This window comes from Thermoplasmataceae archaeon (genome assembly GCA_038729425.1).
Classification (GTDB): domain Archaea; phylum Thermoplasmatota; class Thermoplasmata; order Thermoplasmatales; family Thermoplasmataceae; genus B-DKE.
Genome location: JAVYSB010000002.1, coordinates 154,885 through 170,952 on the forward strand (window position 1 = coordinate 154,885; position 16,068 = coordinate 170,952).

Consider the following 16,068-nt stretch of genomic DNA (forward strand, 5'->3'; position numbering starts at 1 on the left):
GTCGAGAATATGGTCAGGGAGTATCCAGTCAAAAAGGGAACAAAATTGAGTCTGGAATATATCAGGGACAAAGCGAAAGGCGTCACTGGAAACGCCAGAGTTGATGGAGACCACGTTCATTCCAGCTGTCCCGGACTTTCAGATATTGATCTCTCAACAGATGGAAAGAAGCTCTTGGTTGAAACGGCTTCAGACAGTATCAGGGAAAATGCCGCAATGGCAATAAGTATTTACAACACACTGATAGAAGAAATAACAGGGTATAATTCAAAGGAACGAAAGAAATTGATGTCAAAAACTTGAGAGAAACCTGATACGGAGATAAAAACTTGAACTATCTTCTAAGGGCTGGTTCAATACATGTTTCAAGAGCTGTATACGCCCTTAATTGGTTCGTTATGGCACCCAGTTTGTCGTACATAAGCAGTGACCTTTACCTAAACGTTACTCAGCTGGGTATAATAACGGCAGGATTTTATGCCGGCCTTGCTGTATTCCAACTTATTGGCGGCATTCTTGCTTCAAGACTTGGAAACGCCAAAATCGCTATTATTGGTCTTTCAATTCTGGGCGGATCTACGGTTATTACTGGGCTCTCGCCAAATTTAACCATAATGCTTCTATCAAGGGTTTCTGCAGGGGCAGGAGCAGCATTATTCTTTTCACCAGGTATAGGCGCACTCAGTAACATTGTCCCACATGAGAAGTTTGGAACACATGTTGGAATTTACAATGGCGCCTTTAATGTAGGAGCAGGAATTGGAATAATAGGCTGGGCAATTCTCGATAAGGATGTGGGATGGCGCGCAGCCCTGGTAGTTTCTGGGCTGATGGCACTGATTATGGCCATGGAAAATGCCGGGGTTTTCAGGGGGATACATGAAGAGGTTTCATCAGCGAAAGATATCCCGCGAAAAATAGTTGCTGTTTCACGAATGCCCGATATCTGGATTCTTTCAATAGCTGGGTTTTCGAGTATAATCGCAGAGACACTAATAGGCCAGTTCTTTGTCTACTATGGAAAGACCTTCGTTGGTCTAACAACGTTTACTGCAAGCCTGCTCGCAGGAGTTTCTATGATTGTTGGAATAGTTGGAGGGGTGCTTGCAGGGAAAGAGATCCAGAAAATACCTAGGAAGAAACTTGCATTTTTCTCTATAATGCTTACCGGTGGGATAGTACTTTCCCTTATTCCTTTCACAAGGAATTCTTATCTTCTCCTGTTGATCCTGTCCGCTGAGGGTCTCCTCGTAGTGGCCGGTTTCTCAGTATTATATACCATGGTTAGCATGGAAGTAGCTGACAGATCCATGGTTTCTTTCTCCCTGGCCCTTACTAATACAATACAGCTGGCATTTAGCGTGGCTGTACCCGTCATATTCACTTTCATCGTATCTGTTTTTAACAATAATTACACCTATGCGTGGGTACTGTCAGGAGTCATTGCTATGGGGACTTCTCTAATAGTCTCTTTTAGAAGATCCAGCGACGTTTTTCCTAGTGCCCCTTCTAAATCTTAGTGACTTCAACTTTGAAGTTAAAAAGAACAGTATAGCGAGCACAAGGTACTTGAATGCAGGATATTCTTTCTCAAGCCTTTCCCCGCTTTCATCCGGAGGCGCTATTGAGCATTCAAGTACAGGCATAAAAATTTCAGTTTCTTTCGATATATAAAACTTTAACCTTACATATTTAGTCTCTGCTCCATTGGAACATATATGCATCCCGGATCGCTTCCAAACAGGTCTCCGGTTGTACTATAAGCTCTAGCCCTTGATCCGCCGCAAACTTTATTATATTCGCAGTAGCCACACTTCCCATTGAACGAGCCTGGCCTTTCTAGTCTGTCCAGTATTTCATTGTCTGTGCAGATAGACGTGATCGATGATTTCCTTATATTTCCCAGAGATCGTTCCACAAAACCATTGATTAAAACATCCCCGTTTTGACCTATGAATATTGTTTTCATTCTTCGACCAGGAGGTAATGCGGGGTTCTCTCCATATTTATAGGAGAAGTCCGCTTCTGTGCTGGAAATAAGTTTCTGGTAAACCTCATTCTTTAAACTTCCCTCATAGATTTGCCCCTGAAGTTCAATCCTTTTTACGATGGGGGACTCCACGGTCCTTATTGACATTCTCTCTTTTTTAATTGAGGCAATCCATCCATTTACAGCTTCCATCTCATAGGGGGTAAGGTCGTCCAGTACCTCTCCTCGACCTATTCTTATTAGGAAAAAAAGTTCCCAGACCTTTATCCCAAGTCTTGAGATGAGGCTGAGCATTTTGGGAAGGTCAAACAAATTGTCTCTGTATACCGTAGTATTAATCTGTACTGGAATTCCGTAACTGCTGAAGATCTGAATTGCATCCAGTGTCCTCGCAAAAGTTTCATATTTTCCACGAAACGAATCCTGTTTCTCCGGTGATGACCAATCAAGACTGAGCGATATTGAATGGATTCCATACCTACGAGCTAGCTTAGCTGATGCCTCATTTAGTTTCTCAGAAACTGCTGGACTCAGTGCCACTTTGATTCCTAGGTCCTTCGCCTTCCGTAGTATGGATTCAAGATCCTTCCTGAGCATAACGTCTCCTCCTGTCAGGATGAGCACAGGGTATGGTTTTCCGAACTCCGTTAAAGACTCAATCATACTAATGCTTTCTTCAGGCGAAAGTTGGTCTGGAAGTGGCTCTAACAAGGCTTGAGCTCTGCAGTGCTTGCACGCTAGCGGACAGGCCTTTGTTGTCTCCCAAAAAATCAGTTGAGGTTTGTAAATTGAATGTTCTATCACTTCAAATGCATGATAAATTAAGATAAAAGATACAACCCTGAATAATTAGGTCAAAAAATTAAAAAGAAAATATAAGGTCTGAAATAAAAGATTACTTCTTGTATTTGATCTTGCTGGATGCCCTGAAGACGAATTTCTTCTTTGAGGGCACATCGATTATCTTCTTAGTCTGTGGGTTTCTGGCCTTCCTTGCCATTTGGGTTCTTCTCTCGAAGATTCCAAATCCAGCAAGGTTGATCTTCGATCCCCTGTCGGACTCTGTTATCACTGTGTCCAGAAACGTCTTTATGACATTTCTTGCCACTTTCTGGGTCGAGTTAGTCTTCTTCGCTACAGACTTAGAGATTTCGCTTATTCCTACCACTTAATCCCTCCAGTATGATAATATAATTAGAAGTATTAAAATATTTGCATCGGATTTTATATAAACGCTATGTTTCAAGCATTTTTGAGATATATCAATATTATAATAAAAATCATCACATAATAACATAGTTCAGAGATGCCGTAAAATAGCTGGTGTAACAACTCATCATCTAATATTTAATCTTTGCGTGATTCCTATATGCATGCAAACATTGCTCTTAGTTTTATGAGACAAAAGTCAGTAAAAACTAAAAGTAGCATTAAATATTCTGAAATAATGGAGAATATATGAAGCTCATAGAAAACTGGTTTTCTGAGAGGTATTCTGATAATCTGCAGCTTTCTTTCCGTGTCATGGACCAACTCCTCTCCGTGAAAACGGATTTCCAGAGGATTGATCTTTTTGAAACTTATGATTTCGGAAAATTACTGTCGATAGATGGCACCGTGCAGATTACGGAGAAGGATGAATTTGTCTATCATGAAATGATTACAAGTGTGCCATACTACATTATAAATGAAAGACCAAAAAATGCCCTGATTGTAGGAGGAGGCGATGGTGGAGCTGCCGGCGAATTGCTGAAACTTGGGCTGGAACGGATAACTAATGTAGAAATAGATTCTCAGGTTGTGGAGGTGTCAAAGAAATTTTTCCCGAAATTAGCATCTTCTTTCTTGGATAAGAGGGTAAATCTAATTATAGGGGATGGAGCAGATTATCTGAAAAACACGAGGGAAAAATTTGACATCATTATCGTCGATTCAACGGATCCAGTTGGACCGGCTGAGGTCCTCTTTCATGAAGATTTCTACAGGACAGTCAAAGATGCTCTAACACCTCACGGAGTGATGGTAACACAATCCGGGTCACCGTTTTATCAGCCTGAAGGTCTCAAGCTTGCATGGAATGGACTCAAAAAGGTTTTCAAGCATGTCTCTGTCTATACTGCCTTTATACCGACCTACCCGAGCGGTTTCTGGTCATTCACACTTGGAAGTGATACTGCCATGTCCGGCAGAACTGATAAAGTTAAGTCAGGAAGATATTTCAACTCGGAAATTCTAAAGGGATCTTTCAGTCTTCCACAATTCGTAAAAGACCTCTTATCTTAATTCAATGAATGCCCAGCTTTGCCTCAAAAGAAGAGATGTTCATTTCACTTTGAACTTCTCCATGGCTTCTGACAGTAGCCTCTGGTACCTGGGACCAAGCCTCTTCGATATTGTTCTAAGCTCCTTCAGAGACTTCACAAAGTTGAATTTGCTGCCCTTTGAAACAAGTTCATCGAACTTTCTCATATCAAGGATGACCCTGTAAAAGAGATAAAAGAAAATAATTGTAAAAATAATGCCAGCCGCAAAAATCCAGTAGACCCAGTTTCCAAAAGGTGAGAATGTCATGAAATATGCGGAAAAGCTATTGTTATGGAACAATACGTCATTCATGGAAATTATTAAAATCAGGACAGATACTGCAAGGAGTATAAGATAAATAAAGAACTGGTAATCCTTCCACTTTGTGATCATACTCAGCAAGAGTATAATCTGGAATTATTTAAGTTGTTATGGTGTAAAATCAAAAAGCGCTTTGTAGAATGCGTTATAGCCGCATCGTGTCATTTATAAACCGGATGAGATCCTCTGTAGCTATTCTCCTGTGAGAGATCTTGTTCTTTTCAGTTTCTCCCATTTCTGACAAAGTGATGTTATATTTATCCGGTATGAAAATGGGATCGTATCCGAACCCACCGGATCCAGATTCCGCATTGGCAATTGTACCGTTAAGGTGACCGTCGAATTTGTATATATTTCCCCCATAACTCAGGGAAATTACTGTTTCAAAATAGGCGCGCCTGTCACTTCCAACCAATTTCAGAATTCCTTTGTTCCCTATTTTTTTGTTTACGTACGATGAATATGGGCCAGGAAACCCAGCCAGAGTCAAAATATAGAGACCCGTGTCTTCCAGGAAGAATGGATCTTCAATCATGCCCTGAAGTTTTCTGCAGCTGTCCTCCGAAATACGGGCAGTGGATTCGTCCTGAATCTCTTCGTAACTCATCTTTACCCATTCAACCTCCAAGCCGAATTCAAGGAAGATGGATTTTATCTCTTTGTACTTATGTTCATTGCTTGTTACCAGTTTTATCATACATATCTTCTCCGGCTTTCCATTGAGATCAGGGTATCGAAGATGGATTTTGGATCCTTCAGAACAGAACTGTAGCCTTGCAGGAGTAAGTCAGTAAGCACAGGAGTCTCGCTGTTCATACTTTTAAATGATTCAGAAATCAGGTATAGGTCCGCAGCTATTTCCTCTAAATTTCCCCCAATTTTGCCCATGCTGGGATCGATTAAATATATCGCTTCTCCCCTTATCATTATATTGTTCGTGGTAAGATCTCCGTGAGTAATTCCATTGGTATGCATAGTTGCCAGTACTCTTCCCACTTTTGAGACAACCCTCTCTATGTCTCTCCCCTTCTCTAAGTAAACAGAAAGTGTTTCACCTGCTACATCTTCCATCGTAATGGTGTTGTTGAAAGGGTCGTAATCGTAGATCACGGGGGAATTTAACCCAAGTTCGCCCAGCCGTTTGAGTATGACGAATTCTGTTCTCTGGCGTGCCATGCGGATTCTGCTATCCAGTTGCGGGTTTCTGTAACCCTTTTTCATCCTCTGTTTTAGGATCGCACTCCTGCCGAAGTAACTAATTTTTTTAGTCACTGATTCCGCACCAATTCCTTCCTGGGGAGAGAATCTACCGGATCTTATCCAAGGAGCATCTATGGAATCAATTCTCTCTCGCTGGTTTACCTGCGTGCATTCGATCCTCTCTCCACCCTTGGATTTGAACAGTAGCATCCCTGCCTGTGCTATCATAGCACCGTTGTCCATACAGTACTGTTTGTCTGTTAACCTTGCCTCATAGCCGGACTCACTTGCCATCGCAGTTATCATTTCTCTCAGACGATCGTTTTTAGCGACACCGCCTGCGACCATTATTTCTCTCTTTCCTGTCAGGTAAAGGGCTCTCTCGAGAATTTCAACGAGGATTGAAAAGGCCGTTTCCTGCACACTGTAAAATATGTCGTCCATGATCTTCCCAGCTCTTTTGTACGCCAGGGCAGCAGTGTATATTCCAGAAAATGAGCAGTTCATTCCTTTCACTGAGTAAGGCAGATCCAAAAGATTGGTCCCTTTACGTGCAATTTTCTCAATAATTGGCCCGCCCGGAAACGGAATGTCAAATTCTCTGGCGAGTTTGTCCAACATGTTTCCCACACCAATGTCAATGGTCTCGCCCAGAACCCTGTATCTCCCATTTACATGTGCGACAACCTGTGTATTCCCGCCTGAAGCATAGAGCATCACCGGGTCCACTGCACCTGAAAGCTTTCTGCCAATCTCTATGTGCCCTAAGGGGTGGTTTACCCGCACAATTGGCTTATTGTACTTGATTGCAAGTGTCCTGGCTGCAGTGGCCGCAACCCTCAGGCAAGGTCCAAGTCCAGGCCCTGACGAAAAGGAAAAAAGGTCGATATCTCTTATATCAATTCTCGCATCAAGGATTGATTTTTTGATAACTCTAGAAACTTCTGACGCATGATGTATTGCTGCCTCTCTGGGGTGTATTCCGCCCTTTGGCGGTATGTATACTGAGTTCACGTTGGAAAGCACTGAGTTCTCATCCACAATACCAGAGCTAATGGTATGGGCTGTACCCTCAATCCCGAGAACGCGCATCCTGACTGAATTCTCTCTGGCTAAAAAAGGATTGGTGGCTTCGTTTAAGGGCATGGTCCCTGTTTGTAACATTCTTAGGTCATTACTTTATCTGGAGCACGCTTTTCCCATCTATACTTTTATTAGGAAGCTACTAATTAAGAATAGCAATTTCAAAGCAAATTTGCCGCGTAATACAGATAAAGTAGAAGGTTGTACAGATGGAAAACTCGACTGCAATAATAGCTGATCCGAAGGACGGTAAAACTTACAAAGTAGAAGTTACACAGGACTCTCTGAACGCACTAGTTGGTAGAAAGATAGGTGATGAACTGGACGGGATATTCTTCAACCTGCCGGGATACAAGATGAAATTGACAGGCGGAAGCTCGAATGACGGCTTTCCCATGAAGCGTGATCTTCAGATAGGTGGAAAGAAAAGGATTCTTGTTACCTATAAGGAAGGTCGCAGGGGCAAAAATGGAAAGAGAAAGAGGGTCACCTTCAGAGGGTCAATCATCGGGCCAGACATAGCCCAGCTGAATCTGAAAGTTACTCAATATGGGCCGGATCCGCTCGGTGGAAAGGAAGAAAAGAAGGAACAATAGTGATGCTCCCTCAACCTTCTGTAAATATTGGTATGGTTGGCCATGTTGACCACGGCAAAAGCACTCTGACACTGGCGCTTACAGGAACAAGGACTGATGTGCACTCTGAGGAAATAAAGAGGGGAATCTCAATAAAACTCGGGTATGCAGATGTGCCTATTTACAGATGTACAGACGATAAGGGCAATGAAATTTACTCTGGTAAAAGAACCAATGAAAATTGTGAATTGAGCAGGGTAATTTCTATAGTGGATGCACCTGGTCACGAGACTCTTATGGCCACAATGCTCTCAGGCTCATCCATAATGAATGGAGCACTTCTTGTTATTGCCGCGAATGAAAAATGCCCTCAGCCGCAGACAAGGGAGCACCTCACTGCCCTTGACATAATGGGAATAAGAAACATAGTAGTGGTGCAAAATAAGATAGATCTCGTCACAAGGGAAAGGGCCCTGGAGAGTTATAGGGAAATAAAGAACTTCCTGAAGGGAAGCATTGCGCAGGATTCGCCAATAATACCAGTTAGTGCTTATCACAACACAAACATAGATGTTCTCATGAAAACCATAAATGACGTCATTCCTACGCCGGTTTACGATCCGGATGCCAACCCAATGATGTATGTCGCCAGATCATTTGATGTCAACAAGCCCGGTGCTAACCCACTCAGTGTTAAGGGGGGTGTCCTGGGGGGATCACTGATAAGAGGTTCGCTGTCTGTGGGCGATGAGATAGAGATAACCCCCGGAATACAGGTAACCAAGGGCAACAAGACAACATGGGAAAATGTTGTAACTGAGATCGTCAGCCTGATGGCTGGAAAGAGTACATATGAGCGTATAATTCCTGGCGGCCTTGCAGCAGTTGGCACCAAACTTGATCCATTCCTCACTAAGGGGGATTCTTTTACAGGAAAGATTATCGGGAAAGTTGGAAAGGTACCCAGTGTTGTTTTCAATATGACTATCGAAGTGAATCTTCTCAAGAGGGTTGTAGGATTTGAAGAAGAGCAGAAGGTCGAACCTTTGAAATCAAAGGAGAACCTCATGCTTACCGTGGGAACAGCTAACACGGTTGGGATGGCGAATGCCGTAAGGGATCAGAACGTTGAGCTTACTTTAAAGTACCCTGTTGCAACAGATATAGGGGAAAGAGTGGCTATCGGAAGGAGAATTTCCAACCGGTGGAGGCTTATTGGTTATGGGAAAATTACCAATATCGTTTAAAGATCGTGATCTCTAGCGTACAGGCACATATTTTTCAGTGGGCAGCCAGAACATAGTGGACTCGATCTGCAGTAATCCTTCCCCAGCTGGACAAGCATGGCGTGATAATTTTTTAATTTTCCAACATCTGTGCCGAGATCATAGATTGTTTCAGATACAAATCTTGAGCTTTCCACAAATTCCAGTGATCCTCTGACTCGGGTCATAATTCTCTTGGTGTAACTGTCAACGATGAACACAGGAATATCTAAGGCATACAGCAGGATATCGTCTCTGGTCTCATTGCCAATTCCACTTACGCCGTTGAGGAAATTCATAATTTCCGAAAGTGATGCAGCCTTCATCATCTCAATACTCCCGTAGCGTTTCAGGATCTCTGTTGCCAGAACCCTGAGGGTCCGTGCTTTCCGATTGAAGAAACCGGATGGTTTTATCGCGTTTATGATCTCCAGTTCTCCCGACTCAGAAATCCCCTTTAGGCTCAGGATTCCATTTTTAGCAAGTAAATTCAAAGCCTTCTCCACGTTTTTCCATGACGTATTCTGGGTCAATACGGCACCAATTACAACTTCGTCTGTTGAATTGGCCGGCCACCATTTCATGTCACCATAACGGTTTAGCAGATTTGCGTAAATTTCCCCTGTATTCAATTCAATTAATGGATTGCTTTCCCGATAAAATTGTTGCCATATAATGTCCGTGACCGCTTGAGGTTGCGACACCTTTTTGTGTTATGGAGCTTTAATAATAGCCGTTATAAATCAAACAAAACATTATAATTGATTCAGAAATTCAGTATAGAAATGAGTGAGTTTGACGCTATTGTAGTTGGAGCCGGCCCAGCGGGAGCGTCGGCTGCTATTCGACTTGCATCATCGAAGAAAAATGTTCTGCTGGTGGAAAAATCCGACCCTCCTGGGAGCAAGAATGTATCCGGAGGTGTACTCTGGGGGAATGGACTGTCCGCCATTATACCGGATTGGGAGAAAACAGCCCCGATTGAAAGATTTGTAGACACAAAATCAGTCGCTTTCCTGACTCAGGATTCCAAGATCGCAATAGATTTCAGTTCGAAAAAACTCGAGCAGAAAAAGACCGGTTATACGGTCTTGAGGACAAAGTTTGACCAGTGGCTCGCCAAGAAAGCCAAAGAAGCTGGAGCAATGGTTATAAATGGTGTCACGGTTGAAAAACTCCATATGGAGGGAGGCAGGGCCACCGGAGTTGAGCAGGAAGGAGATGTCATTACCGCAGACACAGTGATTCTCTGCGAGGGAGCAAACCCAAGAGTTGCAATCGCTTCAGGTATCCATGACCGTCTGTCTGATCATGACGTGGCCATCGGCGTAAAGGAAGTTATAAGCCTGCCTGAAAGTACGATTAATGAGAGGTTCAATCTGAAGAGTGGTGCTGGCTTTGCATGCGAGTACGTTCTGGGCTACCTTAAAAACGGAACTGAGGCAGGCGGATTTCTATACACAAACAAAGACAGCATATCTGTTGGTATAGTCGTAAACATGGCTCACCTGAGGGAAAATGGTGAAACACACTCCTATGATCTCATCCAGGAGTTCCTTGACCATCCTTACATAGCTCCGCTTATTGCTGGAGGAAAAATGCAGGAGTATAGTGCCCATCTGGTTCAGGAAGGTGGAATCAGGTCCATGCCTAAGGTCTTCGGAAATGGATATATGATAGCCGGAGACTCCGCGGGATTCTCTTTCAGCAATGGCCTTGTACTGCAGGGTATGAACTACGCCATAGACTCTGGCGTTGTTGCTGCCGATGCATTCATAAAAGCGCAGGAGAAAGGTGATTATTCTGAAAAGTCTCTGAGTGTTTACCAGGACATGCTTGATTCATCCTATCTGATGAGAGACATGAAAACATTCAGAGGGATAGAGGAAGTGACATGGAGTCCTTTTGTTCACAAGCAGGTCCCGGCGATGCTGGAATCCTTAATGATGAGCCTCTTTATGGAGGAAGGGAAACCAAAGAAACACATTACATCAAACCTTATGGATGCAATGTCGAAGAACGGTATGCTAAGGACATCTAGTTTGCTTGAGACGTACAGAATGATTAGGAGGATGTGATATGAAGATAGAAGACCGCCTTGCTGTGCTAAATTACAAGACCGACAAGGCATACGCGCACATAACGGTGGATCCCAAGATATGCGAAACATGTCCAGATCATTTTTGTACTTTTGCTTGCCCGGCAAAATGCTACACCCTGATTGAGGGAAAACTTAATTTCAAGTATGAAGACTGCGTGGAGTGCGGAACGTGTGACGTGGCTTGCTCTCATGGAAGTGTCGCCTGGACAAATCCAAAGGGCGCTCACGGAATCAAATATAAATATGGGTGATGGAAATGACCTTGGAAATTATAGTTATGGTCAAGCAGGTTCCAGACAGTCAGGAAGTTGTCATTGATCCAGTTACGATGAACCTTAACCGGAGCATGACCAGGAACGTGACCAACGGTGCAGATGAAAATGCTCTGGAAGCTGCCCTTAAGCTTAAGGATAAGTACGGTGCTAACATAACAGTTATATCAATGGGCCCTCCTCAGGCAGAAACGACAATGATAGAGTGTTTAGCGAGGGGAGCTGACCGGGCCATACTCGCGTCCGACAGATTCTTTGGAGGTGCGGATACGTATCCGACAGGTTTGACTCTTGCCGCGACCATCAAGAAGATCGGGAAGTTTGACATTATCTTCGCAGGGGAAGAGAGTACCGATTCAAGTACTGGTCATGTTGGTCCTGGTGTTGCGGAATTTCTCGACATAGATCAGATTACCTATGCAAGCGAAGTGGATTACAAGGACGGCAGAGTCATCGCGGACAGGGAATTAGAAGGGGGAACAGAAGTGGTAAGCGTTCCCACTCCTGTTCTGGTAACGATTCTGCTTAACTCAAACATTCCTAGGATCCAGACCCTGAGAAGGAAAATAGATGCCACAAAGAAGGGGTTTGAGATCTGGGATCACGACAAGATTAGCCTCGCTCCGGAGTGGGTAGGAGTCAGGGGTTCTCCGACAATAGTACGGAGAATGCGGCCCATTAAGGAACGAGAACGTGCAGCAAAGAAGTTCGAGGTTTCTAATGTTGGTGACCTTGTCAAAGAACTTTACGAAAAAAATATAATTAAACTGGAGGAGGTGTAATCTTGGCAGGTATAAAAATGGCTACTCCAGCTGCTAACCTTGATGAATACAAGAACGTTTTTGTTTTCCTGGAGACCAGGGAGGATAAGCTCATCAGGCCTGCTCTTGAAATGATTGGAGTTGGTAAAAAGATTGCGGACAAGGTCGGCGAGAAGTTATATTGCTTGCTGCTCGGTGGAGACATAAAAGATGAAGCCAAAGAGGCAATTTCTTACGGATGTGACATAGTGCTTGGCGCAGAATCTGCAGACCTCAGGACATATACAACTCTGCCATATTCACACATAATCTCGGACTTCGTGAAGACTGAAAAACCAAATATTTTTCTGATACCAGCGACAAGGAATGGCAGGGATCTTGCATCAAGAATAGCCGTCAGTTGCGAAGCAGGAGTGACTGCGGACTGCACAGAACTTGATGTGGAACAGGATACACGAATTCTATCGGCAAACAGGCCAACATACGGTGAAAGCATGCTCGCCGAAATTCTGTGCAAGAAACACAGGCCACAGATGGCTACCGCTAGGCCAGGTATTTTCCCATTGCCAGAAAAGGATAAGTCTCGAAAGGGTGAAGTAAGGGTAAAGGATGTGAAGATAGACAAGCAGTTGCTCAAAAAGCAGGTACTGGAGTTCAGGAAGAAAGAGGCACTTGATCTTACCGCAGCAAGCGTAATTGTCTCTGGTGGAATGGGCCTCGGAAAGGCTGAAGGTTTCAAAATGGTCGGGGAGCTTGCGGAAGAGATCAACGGGACCGTTGGAGCAACCAGACCGGCTGTAGACATGGGTTGGATAACCAGGGATCATCAGGTCGGGCAGACTGGCCAGACAGTCAGGCCGAGGTTATACATTGCAGCCGGAATATCTGGAAAGATTCAGCATATACTGGGCATGAAAAACAGTGAGACCATAATATCCATCAATACTGACCCGGACGCAGAGATTTTCAAGTACTCGGACTACCTGATTAACGCTGATGTTAATGAAGCCCTGCCGGCGCTAATAAAATCCGTAAGGGAAGAAAAGAAGAAGCTAATGGCCTCAAAGAAGAAGTAATAATAGATTTCAGACCATCTGTTCTATCTTTCTATTTCTTATTTCCTCTTTTATTTTGTTCAGGAATACTTCCATGGAGTAGGTCTGTTGTTTATTATCCCTTCCTCTGATCGTAATGGTTTTGTCCTGCCGCTCGTTCTCTCCAACGATCGCGATGTACGATGGTCTCCTGAGCCTTATCATCTTTATCTTCTTGCTTATGGTTTCCGGGGAAAGATCCATGGTAACGCGAAGACCGGCTTTCTTCAGATTTTCGTAAACCTCCTCTGCATACTGTGCTGACGATATGCTCACCGGTGTCAGGTATATCTGCATTGGAGAAAGCCAGGTAGGTAGTTTTCCCTCAAAGTGTTCCAGCAGGATGGCCATGAATCTCTCCAGACTGCCAAATATGGCTCTATGCACCATTACAATCCTGTCTTTCTTGCTCTGGCTGTTTATGTAGTATAGGCCGAAGTTAGAAGGCATGAAAAAGTCAAGCTGTATGGTGGAAAGCTGCCAGCTCCTCCCAATGGCATCCTTGGTATGAACATCTATTTTAGGACCATAAAATGCAGCTTCCCCGGGGAACTCTCTGAAATCTATTCCAGATTCTACAAGAGCCTGTCGCAGTTGATCTGAAGCTTTATCCCACTGAGACAGGTCCGGGTCAAGTTTTTCCGATCCGCAATTTGGGCAAACGAATTTCTCATTGCTGCTGACTTTCCTGATCTCTACCACGTTCCCGCATTCCTGACAGACAAACGCAACAAGATACTGCTCCGGGTGGTCTCGGTCCATTAGGCTAAGATCAAACGTAGCCTCTGTGGTACCCAGTACAGTTTCGTAAGTCTCTTTTACGAGCCCTATGAGGCTTTTTACTTCGCCAAGAATCATGTCCATGGAAAGAAAGGCATGTCCATCGTCCTGGGTAAAGGCGCGGGGCCTGGTGAGGCCGCCGACCTCACCTGACTTTTCATACCTGTAGACAGTTCCGAATTCACTGTATCTCACTGGAAGGTCCCTGTAGCTGTGAGGCTCTCGCTCGAATATGGTTATGTGACCAGGGCAGTTCATGGGCTTCAGTCCATAGCCTTCATGGTTTTCCAGTTCAAAGGTAAACATATCCGGTTTATATTTTGCATAATGCCCGGATTGTTTCCATATGGTATCTCTGAAAACGTGCGGAGTCCATACCTCCATCCATCCTCTCTCGGAGTTCTTTTCCCGCATGAAATTCATCAGCTCATTCCTTATAATGACACCATTAGGGGAATACAGGGGGAACCCAGGGGCACGCTCGGAGTTAAAGAGAAACAGGTCCATTTCGGCACCAATCTTCCTATGGTCTCTCTTTGAAGCCTCCTCTCTCATCTTCAAATATACGTTAAGAGACTTCTCATCCGGAAACGCGGTTCCGTAAATCCTGATCATTGGCGTCCCATCAGTTTCACCCTTATAGTGGGTAGCCGCTATGGTCAGCAGCCTAGTCGATCCAAGGAACGACGTATTTGGAACATGGGGACCGCGGCAGAAGTCAACAAAGTCACCCTGTCTGTAAACTGTGGATCTCCCGTTATCCGGCACGTTATCTCTGATCTTATCTATCTTGTACGGGTTTTTACCGAAAATAAACATAAGCTCAGTTTTGCTATGTTCCTCCCTGATAATGGGAATTGATTTTGCAACGTTCTCCCGCATCCTTGCCTCGATTGCTGGAAGTTTGTCCGAAGAGATCGGTTCCATATCGAAGTCATAATAGAATCCCTCTTCCGTTACTGGACCAGCGTTGGGCAATGCATTTGGATAGAGTTCAAGGATAGCCTGAGCCAATAGATGGGCCGCAGAATGTCTTAATATTTCAATGCCCTGCTTGGAGTACTTTGTTATTAGATTGCATTCCACGTCTATTTCCGGAATGGAAGACAGATCCAGCAGCACCCCTTTGCATTCCACTGCAACTGCGTCTTTCCTCAGCCTCTCTGGAACGGAATCTCTAAATGGTTGACCGCCGGAAAACCGCAGTTTTATCATTCCTTCCTGCGCACTCATAAATAGGGTGATAAGGTTCCGGGTAAAATATTTATTCCAATCTTACAGGTTTCAGGCTTTCGAGATCATATTTATCGCCGGCGATCATGGCATAAATGGCGTTGATATCACGATATGGTGCCCTGTCATCCGTGAGCGTCGGGACTACCTTTCTCACCTCATCATGGATACGTGAGGTAAATTCGGATGGTTTTCCTGCAATCAGATCGACCGCCTGAGATCCTGTCAGGTACTCTATGGAAACAATGTAAAACAGGTTTGAGACAATCTCGGAGAGTTTAAGCGCTGCATTCATGCCCATGCTTACGTGGTCTTCCTGATTGGCTGAAGTAGGTATTGAATCCGCAGAAGATGGGAAGCTCAGAGTCTTGTTCCTGTTACACAGTGCTGCAGCAACATACTGTGGTATCATGTACCCTGAATTGAGGCCGCTGTTTTTAACAAGAAACGGAGGGAGTCCACTCAGGTTGCCATCTGTGATACGTGCTACACGCCTTTCAATCATATTGCCCAGATCGGTGAGCGCGATTGCGAGAAAATCACTGACAAGAGCGACAGGTTCTCCATGGAAATTCCCAGCTGAAATCACCTCATCTTCAGAGATCAACGGGTTATCTGTTGCCGAGTTTATCTCGATATCCAGGACGCTCTTAACGTAATTTATGGTGTCAAGAACTGCACCGTATACCTGTGGTATGCACCTTAGCGTGTAAGGGTCCTGAACCTTTTCCTCGCTAGACCTCCTGACTATCTCACTGTCGGAAAGCAGGTCTCTGAAAGAGGCAGCTATGATCTTCTGCCCCATGTGCCCCCGGGAACCCACAGCCCATTCCCTGAACGCTTTCAGCGTCCCCCTGAGCCCCTCAAATGAAAGTGATGCAGAGGCAATTGCGTTCTTCATCAACCTTAATGATCTGAAAACCTCAATGGATAGTATGGAAGATATTGCAGCTGTGCCATTAATGAAGGCAACACCCTCCTTCTCGGTGAAATGATACGGGTGGATGCCATGTTCCCTGAGAAATTGATCTGTTTCGTAGGAATTGCCTTTGTAATGTATCCTCCCTTCGCCCATGAGTGCAAGAGCGA

Annotated in this window: 17 protein-coding genes; 9 read left to right on the plus strand and 8 right to left on the minus strand. The window is 44.3% G+C overall.

What is annotated here, in order from left to right; all coding sequences use genetic code 11:
• Window positions 1-9 precede the first annotated feature (9 nt).
• Entirely contained in the window at window positions 10-303 is a 294-nt protein-coding gene (locus QW597_02580; protein ID MEM0155475.1) for a DUF5611 family protein, read from the plus strand.
• A 26-nt stretch (window positions 304-329) separates the two neighbouring features.
• Complete coding sequence (locus tag QW597_02585) at window positions 330-1,520, plus strand: MFS transporter (protein MEM0155476.1); 1,191 nt, start codon at window positions 330-332, stop codon at window positions 1,518-1,520.
• Between the two features lie 164 nt (window positions 1,521-1,684).
• Here QW597_02585 and QW597_02590 read toward each other — a convergent pair whose 3' ends face one another.
• Window positions 1,685-2,794 carry a radical SAM protein gene (locus QW597_02590; protein ID MEM0155477.1) on the minus strand — a complete coding sequence of 370 codons (1,110 nt, stop codon included), beginning with the start codon at window positions 2,792-2,794 and terminating at the stop codon, window positions 1,685-1,687.
• Window positions 2,795-2,885: 91 nt separating this feature from the next.
• Window positions 2,886-3,158: an HU family DNA-binding protein gene (locus QW597_02595; GenBank protein MEM0155478.1), complete on the minus strand. Its 273-nt coding sequence runs from the start codon at window positions 3,156-3,158 to the stop codon at window positions 2,886-2,888.
• Window positions 3,159-3,448: 290 nt separating this feature from the next.
• Between QW597_02595 and speE the strand changes: the two genes are divergently transcribed.
• Entirely contained in the window at window positions 3,449-4,273 is an 825-nt protein-coding gene (speE, locus tag QW597_02600) for a polyamine aminopropyltransferase (GenBank protein MEM0155479.1), read from the plus strand.
• Window positions 4,274-4,312: 39 nt separating this feature from the next.
• Here the strand turns inward: speE and QW597_02605 are convergent, their stop codons facing one another.
• The 3 genes from QW597_02605 to QW597_02615 all read right to left on the minus strand — a co-directional run bounded on the left by QW597_02605 (window position 4,313) and on the right by QW597_02615 (window position 6,961).
• Entirely contained in the window at window positions 4,313-4,687 is a 375-nt protein-coding gene (locus tag QW597_02605) for a DUF3198 domain-containing protein (protein MEM0155480.1), read from the minus strand.
• Between the two features lie 73 nt (window positions 4,688-4,760).
• Window positions 4,761-5,312, minus strand: coding sequence for an RdgB/HAM1 family non-canonical purine NTP pyrophosphatase (gene rdgB / locus QW597_02610; protein MEM0155481.1), 552 nt, complete (start codon window positions 5,310-5,312; stop codon window positions 4,761-4,763).
• Window positions 5,309-6,961, minus strand: coding sequence for a bifunctional N(6)-L-threonylcarbamoyladenine synthase/serine/threonine protein kinase (locus tag QW597_02615; GenBank protein MEM0155482.1), 1,653 nt, complete (start codon window positions 6,959-6,961; stop codon window positions 5,309-5,311). Before QW597_02615 ends, rdgB begins: the two co-directional genes overlap by 4 nt.
• 146 nt (window positions 6,962-7,107) lie before the next feature.
• On the opposite strand from QW597_02615, the gene QW597_02620 reads away from it, so the two are divergent.
• Entirely contained in the window at window positions 7,108-7,494 is a 387-nt protein-coding gene (locus tag QW597_02620) for a 30S ribosomal protein S6e (GenBank protein ID MEM0155483.1), read from the plus strand.
• A 2-nt stretch (window positions 7,495-7,496) separates the two neighbouring features.
• Entirely contained in the window at window positions 7,497-8,720 is a 1,224-nt protein-coding gene (eif2g, locus tag QW597_02625) for a translation initiation factor IF-2 subunit gamma (protein MEM0155484.1), read from the plus strand.
• On the opposite strand, the gene QW597_02630 is transcribed toward eif2g, so the two are convergent.
• A complete protein-coding gene (locus QW597_02630; protein MEM0155485.1) occupies window positions 8,717-9,370 on the minus strand; it encodes an endonuclease III domain-containing protein in 654 nt (217 codons plus the stop codon). The two genes, eif2g and QW597_02630, sit on opposite strands and share 4 nt — an antisense overlap.
• Window positions 9,371-9,523: 153 nt before the next feature.
• Between QW597_02630 and QW597_02635 the strand changes: the two genes are divergently transcribed.
• From QW597_02635 to QW597_02650, 4 genes are read left to right on the plus strand one after another with little or no spacing between them, the layout of a single operon-like run.
• Window positions 9,524-10,816 (plus strand): FAD-dependent oxidoreductase, encoded by a 1,293-nt coding sequence (locus tag QW597_02635; GenBank protein ID MEM0155486.1) that lies wholly within the window; start codon window positions 9,524-9,526, stop codon window positions 10,814-10,816.
• A 1-nt stretch (window position 10,817) separates the two neighbouring features.
• Window positions 10,818-11,090, plus strand: coding sequence for a 4Fe-4S dicluster domain-containing protein (locus QW597_02640; GenBank protein MEM0155487.1), 273 nt, complete (start codon window positions 10,818-10,820; stop codon window positions 11,088-11,090).
• 5 nt (window positions 11,091-11,095) lie between these two features.
• A complete protein-coding gene (locus tag QW597_02645) occupies window positions 11,096-11,893 on the plus strand; it encodes an electron transfer flavoprotein subunit beta/FixA family protein (protein MEM0155488.1) in 798 nt (265 codons plus the stop codon).
• A 2-nt stretch (window positions 11,894-11,895) separates the two neighbouring features.
• Window positions 11,896-12,948 carry an electron transfer flavoprotein subunit alpha/FixB family protein gene (locus QW597_02650; protein MEM0155489.1) on the plus strand — a complete coding sequence of 351 codons (1,053 nt, stop codon included), beginning with the start codon at window positions 11,896-11,898 and terminating at the stop codon, window positions 12,946-12,948.
• Between the two features lie 9 nt (window positions 12,949-12,957).
• On the opposite strand, the gene QW597_02655 is transcribed toward QW597_02650, so the two are convergent.
• Complete coding sequence (locus tag QW597_02655; GenBank protein MEM0155490.1) at window positions 12,958-14,979, minus strand: threonine--tRNA ligase; 2,022 nt, start codon at window positions 14,977-14,979, stop codon at window positions 12,958-12,960.
• A gap of 31 nt (window positions 14,980-15,010) precedes the next feature.
• Window positions 15,011-16,068, minus strand: a 1,058-nt coding sequence (locus QW597_02660; GenBank protein MEM0155491.1) for an aromatic amino acid lyase, incomplete at its 5' end; no start/stop codon positions are given.

Bases quoted from the DNA above. Each gene is read 5' to 3' on its own strand.
- QW597_02620 (MEM0155483.1), top strand. From the start codon at position 7,108: ATGGAAAACTCGACTGCAATAATAGCTGATCCGAAGGACGGTAAAACT.
- speE (MEM0155479.1), top strand. From the start codon at position 3,449: ATGAAGCTCATAGAAAACTGGTTTTCTGAGAGGTATTCTGATAATCTG.
- QW597_02580 (MEM0155475.1), top strand. From the start codon at position 10: ATGGTCAGGGAGTATCCAGTCAAAAAGGGAACAAAATTGAGTCTGGAA.
- QW597_02655 (MEM0155490.1), bottom strand. From the start codon at position 14,979: ATGAGTGCGCAGGAAGGAATGATAAAACTGCGGTTTTCCGGCGGTCAA.
- QW597_02640 (MEM0155487.1), top strand. From the start codon at position 10,818: ATGAAGATAGAAGACCGCCTTGCTGTGCTAAATTACAAGACCGACAAG.
- rdgB (MEM0155481.1), bottom strand. From the start codon at position 5,312: ATGATAAAACTGGTAACAAGCAATGAACATAAGTACAAAGAGATAAAA.
- QW597_02605 (MEM0155480.1), bottom strand. From the start codon at position 4,687: ATGATCACAAAGTGGAAGGATTACCAGTTCTTTATTTATCTTATACTC.
- QW597_02645 (MEM0155488.1), top strand. From the start codon at position 11,096: ATGACCTTGGAAATTATAGTTATGGTCAAGCAGGTTCCAGACAGTCAG.
- QW597_02635 (MEM0155486.1), top strand. From the start codon at position 9,524: ATGAGTGAGTTTGACGCTATTGTAGTTGGAGCCGGCCCAGCGGGAGCG.
- QW597_02615 (MEM0155482.1), bottom strand. From the start codon at position 6,961: ATGCCCTTAAACGAAGCCACCAATCCTTTTTTAGCCAGAGAGAATTCA.
- eif2g (MEM0155484.1), top strand. From the start codon at position 7,497: ATGCTCCCTCAACCTTCTGTAAATATTGGTATGGTTGGCCATGTTGAC.